Here is a 3,682-nt window from a genome sequence, read left to right as displayed (position 1 = left end):
TACGACTACTGTAACTAAGCCTGTAACTAAACCTACAGAAACTACACCTAGTACAGGTGCTGCGAGCAATAAAGGAACTTATGTTCAACAGATCGTAACGCTGGTAAATAAAGAGCGTGCAGCAGCTGGTCTGAAACCTGTTTCTGGATTGGACAGCCTTCATAAAGTAGCAGCTACAAAAGCTACGGATATGCGTACTAATAACTATTTTTCACATACTTCACCTACGTATGGTTCACCATTCGATATGATGAAATCCTTTGGGATCACGTATAACGCTGCAGGCGAGAACATCGCTATGGGTCAAAAAACACCAGAAGAAGTAATGAAAGCATGGATGAATAGTCCTGGTCATAAAGCTAATATTTTGAATGCTAATTTCAATTATATCGGTGTAGGTTATGACAATAACTATTGGGTTCAAGAATTTATTGGTAAATAATTGAAATATCGTTACTGAAATCAACGTTCTTCGATGAAAATCGGGGGACGTTTTTTTGTGCCCAAACTTTAATCGCTGAATTTGTTTGAGAATTTTCGTATTCATATTTGGGTTGAATAAGCGGAGCAGCTGGATTTATTTCTGTTCTAGACATTTGCAAAACCGGTATGGAAGATTTATGTTTATGTACATAGTTAAGATCTTTGTAAAATGTGGAACAATACATAATAGAACGGCACACGGAGGGATGGCTTTGAATGATTCAAAGTGGACATGGCGCAGCGTTAGCCTGATTTCCATAGTAACAACCATAATTCTAATTGTAGGTTTAGTTTATGCGGTCAGAGACATTATCTATCCGGTTGGAGAAGCCGCAGAGACCAACATACCTCAACAAACAGCTGCTCCAGCGGCGGAAGCTGATAAGAAGCTCAAAGTTGTTGCTCTCGGAGATTCGCTAACCAAGGGAACTGGTGATAACACCGGGGAAGGATTTGTTAAGCGTACAGTTAGTGGTTTATCTGCTAAAGGTGTTGAGGTTGATTTTTTAGGGAATATGGGGATTAATGGTTTAACTACTGCAGGACTGCTAAGCAAGCTGGAAGAAGATGGTGTAGATTACGCGCTGCATATGGCGAATGTCATTCTGCTCTCGATCGGAGGGAATGATTTATTCAAGGACTCCAATATTTTGCAGAATAGTGGCGCACTTCAAAGTGAATCCACGACCGATCAAGAGCTGACTCCAGAGTCTTTGCTAGCAGCCCTTCCAGAAGCAGTAGGAAGATTAGGTAAGATTCTGCAGAAAATCACGGAAATCAATCCAAATGCTCAAATTTATTATATGGGTCTATACAACCCCTTTGGTGATATACCAGATCTGCTTGTACCAGGTAATCAGGCGGTTGCGAAGTGGAATAATGCGGCAATGGATGTTATTAATAAGCACAGCAATATGACATTGGTTCCAACCTTCGACTTGTTTAACAAGCATTTGGACAAATACTTATCAACGGATCATTTTCATCCGAATGGGGATGGATATCAGCGAATCGGAGAGCGATTCATTCAGGCTATACACTAGAACACAATTGAGAGCCAGCTTTCTAAGAAAGATGATTTGTGTTTAACAAGGAGCTAAAGAGAATATGACAAAAGCGAACAGTGATGAATCCAGTCCGGTCGTCTTGTCTGTAGACGGGGTACGGAAAAAAATAGGGCGAAAGTGGATTATAGATGATGTTACGTTTGATGTGAGAAAAGGAGAAATTTTTGGCTTCCTCGGACCCAATGGAGCTGGAAAGACAACTACGATTCGAATGCTTGTCGATTTGATTCGTCCAAGCGAGGGCAAGATTACGGTATGTGGTTACAATGTGAACCGAAATCCGGAAAAAGCGTTGCAATTTGTTGGCTCTATCGTGGAGAACCCTGAGGTGTATACCTATTTGACGGGATGGGAGAATTTACAGCATTTTGCCCGGATGCAGCCTGGTATTGATAATACTCGCATTAGTGAAGTGGTAGATATCGTACGGTTAGATCAACGAATCCATGATAAGGTAAGTACATATTCGCTTGGGATGAGGCAGCGACTTGGTATAGCGCAGGCTCTTCTGGGACATCCGCGTCTGCTTATTCTGGACGAGCCAACAAACGGGCTAGATCCAAAGGGAATTAAGGAGCTGCGAGAATTTATACGCAAGCTAGCAGATGAGGGGTTGGCGGTATTTGTATCGAGTCATTTACTTAGTGAAATCCAGCTTCTCTGCGACCGTGTTGCGATTATTAGTAAAGGGCGAGTACTTGCAGTGGGTTCGGTAGATGAGCTTATTGCCCGAAATTCGCCGTATGTACTTTGGGAGCTAGAGCCTTTTGCTGAAGCTAGGACATTACTGGCTGATCGCCCAGATATTCAGATTCAGAATCTGGAAGACGTTACCTTGGATGATTCAATAATTGCAGGTATGGGCCCGAATTCTTTAATCACAATTATGGAGCAGGATTTGATCCCCGAGATTGTGGCTGTTATGGTGACTGCTGAAATCGAAGTTAGGGCTGTGCATAAAATCAATCCGACACTGGAACAGCTATTCTTGAAACTAACGGAGGGTGAGAACGTTGAATAATATGCTTCCGCTAATCCGTAATGAATGTTTAAAAATCATAAAAAAGAAACGGTTTTATGTTATACTGCTGATTCTGATTGTTCTGGTGCCTATGTTCACCTACGCGCAAATGCGATCTGCTGAGCGTAGCCGAGATAAATTCAACTCCGATTGGCGCCTGGAGATCCAGCAGCAGATCATTGATAATCAAAATTCTTTGGGTAGCGACCGGATTCCAGAGGAATGGAAGACTTATCGGCGAATATTTGTACAGCAGCTTCAATATTACCTTCACCATGATGTGAATCCGAACGAGCCAAGTGGCGTTACCTTTACCCGTGAGTTTATGGATAATTCCGTTACTTTATTTATTCCACTACTCATTATGGCTGTAGCTTCGGATTTAGTTTCTGCGGAGCGGACTACAGGGACGATCAAAATGCTGCTGACAAGGCCAGTTAAGCGTTGGAAAGTTTTGTTTAGCAAAATGGCGGCACTGCTTATGTTTGTCTCACTCATCGTACTCACCACATTTGTGATCAGCTATTTGATCTCTGGTCTCGCTTTTGGATATAAGGGCTTCAATATCCCTGTTTTTACAGGCTTTAAGATCAGTGGGGACTCGGTAGATATGTCTACTGTACATGCAATACCACAGTGGAAATATATGCTTATGCAAGGTGGATTGGTCTGGTTCGTAAGCGTTGTAGTTGCCCTGCTTGCTTTTATGATCTCTGTACTTGTAAGGAGCACTGCTGCTAGTATAGTGGTCATGATGGCAGCGCTGATCGCTGGAAATATTTTGACCAATATGGCTTCAGCCTGGACAACAGCGAAATATTTATTTATGGTAAATCTTGGACTGACCGGCTATTTGTCAGGAACTCCCGCCCCTATAGAGGGGATGTCCTTGTCATTTTCCATGGCTGTGCTGGCAGTATGGGGGGCTGTTTCGGTGATCATTTCATTCGCCGTCTTTACGAAAAGGGATATTTTGAATTAGAATGTACAAAGTGACGAAAACGTTTGTTTGCATTTTTAGAAATATAAGAACGTATAAGTTTTGCACCTATACTTTATATCTTATGTTTCTCGCTAAAAGGCTTACCGTCCTTATAAGGACGCCAAAGGC

General features: G+C 42.2%; 4 protein-coding genes. All 4 read left to right on the top strand.

What is annotated here, in order from left to right; genetic code table 11:
• Nucleotides 1-442 (top strand): CAP domain-containing protein (locus CA600_RS30435; protein WP_256990089.1); only part of this gene is annotated, 442 nt, incomplete at its 5' end.
• A 247-nt stretch (nt 443-689) separates the two neighbouring features.
• Nucleotides 690-1,526, top strand: coding sequence for a GDSL-type esterase/lipase family protein (locus CA600_RS30430; protein WP_306440435.1), 837 nt, complete (start codon nt 690-692; stop codon nt 1,524-1,526).
• Nucleotides 1,527-1,590: 64 nt separating this feature from the next.
• Nucleotides 1,591-2,571 carry an ABC transporter ATP-binding protein gene (locus tag CA600_RS30425; RefSeq protein WP_094874813.1) on the top strand — a complete coding sequence of 327 codons (981 nt, stop codon included), beginning with the start codon at nt 1,591-1,593 and terminating at the stop codon, nt 2,569-2,571.
• Complete coding sequence (locus CA600_RS30420; protein ID WP_094874812.1) at nt 2,564-3,553, top strand: ABC transporter permease; 990 nt, start codon at nt 2,564-2,566, stop codon at nt 3,551-3,553. The genes CA600_RS30425 and CA600_RS30420 overlap by 8 nt, the downstream gene beginning before the upstream one ends.
• Nucleotides 3,554-3,682: the final 129 nt, after the last annotated feature.

The sequence above is a fragment of the Paenibacillus sp. VTT E-133280 genome, from assembly GCF_002264385.1.
In the GTDB taxonomy this organism is placed as follows: domain Bacteria; phylum Bacillota; class Bacilli; order Paenibacillales; family Paenibacillaceae; genus Paenibacillus_AQ; species Paenibacillus_AQ nitricinens.
Note: the sequence above shows the minus strand (reverse complement) of the source record. Positions and strands in the feature narration are given on the sequence as shown.

Bases quoted from the DNA above. Each gene is read 5' to 3' on its own strand.
- CA600_RS30425 (WP_094874813.1), top strand. From the start codon at position 1,591: ATGACAAAAGCGAACAGTGATGAATCCAGTCCGGTCGTCTTGTCTGTA.
- CA600_RS30430 (WP_306440435.1), top strand. From the start codon at position 690: ATGGCTTTGAATGATTCAAAGTGGACATGGCGCAGCGTTAGCCTGATT.